The organism is bacterium (assembly GCA_035691305.1).
Lineage (GTDB): Bacteria > Sysuimicrobiota > Sysuimicrobiia > Sysuimicrobiales > Segetimicrobiaceae > DASSJF01.
In genome coordinates this window covers 1-2,471 of the sequence record DASSJF010000031.1, presented here as the reverse complement: position 1 = coordinate 2,471, position 2,471 = coordinate 1, and the positions used below count along the sequence as shown (strand labels likewise).

Genomic DNA, 2,471 nt, shown 5'->3' with positions numbered 1-2,471 from the left:
TATGGTCGCGCACGGTGCCGACATCGATCGCCGGCGCGCCGACGGGCGGACGCCCTACGCGGTAGCGGAGCTGAACGGCAACCGCGCGGTGGCCGACTGGCTGCTCGCGCACGGCGCGTCGCCCGAGCTGTCGGCGGTGGATCGGCTGGTTGCGGCGTGCAGTAGCGGCGATCGCGCTGCGGCCGAGGCGCTCCTCGGGGAGCAACCCGGTCTACAGCGCGAGCTGACCGAAGATCATTACATCGCGTTTCACCAGGCCGCCGAGCGCGGGGATACGCGTGCGCTCGCAGCGATGCTGGCGTGCGGGTTCGACCCGAACCGCCCCGATGCGGGGATCGGCAAGACGGTGCTGCACTCGGCTGCAATGGAAGGGTGGCCCGACGCGGTGCGACTGCTGCTCGGGGCTGGCGCCTCCGTGACCATCCGGGACCGGGAGTTCCACGGGCAGCCGCTGATCTGGGCGGCGGAGGGGTCGCGCACCGAGCACCGCGAGGGTCGGGACTTCGCGGCGGTGGGGAAGATGTTGCTCCAGGCCGGGTCGCCGGTGGAGTGGGAAGCCGGGGCCGAGCCGGCGGAGGGTCTCCTCGAGATCCTCGCGGCGTGGCAGGGGACTGTGAACGGATAGCCGAGGCTACCCCTCCCGGAGGGTAATCGCCGGATCGATCCTGGCGGCGCGTGCGGCCGGTCCCCAGCATGCCGCCAGGCCGATCACGGCCATGGCGAGCACGGTGGCGGCGAACGTCTGCGGATCGCGCGGGGACACGTCGAACAGCAGGCCCCGCAAGAGACCGGTGGCGCCGTAGGCTCCGGCGACGCCCAGCAGCAGTCCCAGGCCGACCAGCACGCCGCCCTCTGCGAGCACCATCTGTTGCACCTGGCCGGGCCTCGCGCCCAGGCTCATCCGGACGCCGATCTCGGTCATGCGTGCGCTCACGCTGAACGCGAAGACGCCGGCGATCCCGACCGCCGAGAGGATCATGGCGAGCAATCCGAACGCCGAGACCAACTCGGCATTGAGACGCCTGGGCGCGACGCTGAGATCCTTGTATTGAGCGATCGTCATCACGTTCTCGATCGGGGTGGTCGGCGCGAGACGCCGAACCAGGCGGGTCACCTGCGGGGCGATGGCGGCGATGGTCGAGTCGCCGCGCACCACGAAGCCGCCGGAAATCAGAGCCTCCTGCGCGAACGGCATGAAGATGGCCGGCATCGGCTGAGCCTCGGGACCGCCGTCCTGCGTGTTCCCCGCGACGCCGACCACGGTTCGCCAGTCGGTGCTGAGCGCGCTGCTCTGGGCGTCCAGCAGCTCGAGACGGCGGCCGACGGGATCCTCTCCCGGAAACAGTTGTTGGGCGAGCAGCTGATTGATGATCACGACCTTCGGCGCTCCTGACCGATCGGTGGGGAGAAACGGACGGCCCCGCTGGATCGGAATGCCCGCCGCGGCGAAATACTCCGGTCCGGCCATCCGGAGATCGGCGCGCGGCACGGGGGCCCCCGGCTCGGGCGCGCGCCCTTCCGCCGCGAGGGAGACCAGCATCCCCATCGTGCGCAGCGGCATGATCGAGCCGACGCCGACCAGACGCACACCCGGCTGTGCCGCCAGCTCGTCCCGGATGCGGTCGTATTGCTGCCGCGCGAGCACGTCCGCGTCGGTGCCCAGCACGCCGGACACGCGCAGGTTCACCGACATCGTGAGGACATTCTCCGTCTGGAGTCCCGTGGGGGCCTCGGCGATCCGCAGCGTCGTGCGCGTCAACAGACCGGCCCCCGCCAGCAGCATCACCGACACCGCCACCTGGACCACGACGAGGCCGCTCTGGAGCCGCTGCCGCCGGATGGTGCCGCCGGCACGCCGTCCGCCCGCCGACACGCTCGCGAGCATGTCGTCCGACGGAATGAAGGCCACCATCGAGAGCAGCACGGCCACCAGGGCGGCGAGCGCCAACGCGAAGGCCAGGACCGTGGCGTCCAGGTGGATTTCATTAGCGCGCGGTGAGTAGCGGCTGGCGAACGCGGTGAGGAGCGGCACGCCGGCCAGCGCCAGCACCGCGCCGAGACTCGCGCCGAGTCCACTGATCATGAGATTTTCGACGAGCAGCAGCCGGCGCAGGCGGCCGACGCCGGCGCCCAGCGAGGCGCGGACGGCAAGTTCGTGCTCGCGCCGCACGCTGCGCATCAACGGCAGATTGGCCACATTCGCGGCGGCGATGATCAGGACGAAGACAGCGGTGGCCAACAGCACCGCCAGCGTCAACTGCGCGCGCGCGCCGAGGGCCTGTTTGAAGGGAATGACGGCGACCTGGTACCCGGCCTCGGCGGGATACGCTTCCGGGTACTGCTGCCGCAAACGCGCGTACTCCGTGGCGACCTGGACCCGGGCCTGGGCGAGGGTCGCCCCGGGCGCGAGCCGCGCCACCACCTCCGTCATGCGGTGTTGCCGGTTCTGCTGCATGGTGGCGCCGATGTGG

General features: G+C 71.1%; 2 protein-coding genes. One reads left to right on the top strand and one right to left on the bottom strand.

Going from position 1 to position 2,471, the window contains the following annotated elements:
* The coding region (locus VFL28_05215; GenBank protein ID HET7264048.1) for an ankyrin repeat domain-containing protein at positions 1 to 625 on the top strand (625 nt) is incomplete at its 5' end.
* 6 nt (positions 626 to 631) lie between these two features.
* On the opposite strand, the gene VFL28_05210 is transcribed toward VFL28_05215, so the two are convergent.
* Positions 632 to 2,471 (bottom strand): FtsX-like permease family protein (locus VFL28_05210; protein HET7264047.1); only part of this gene is annotated, 1,840 nt, incomplete at its 5' end.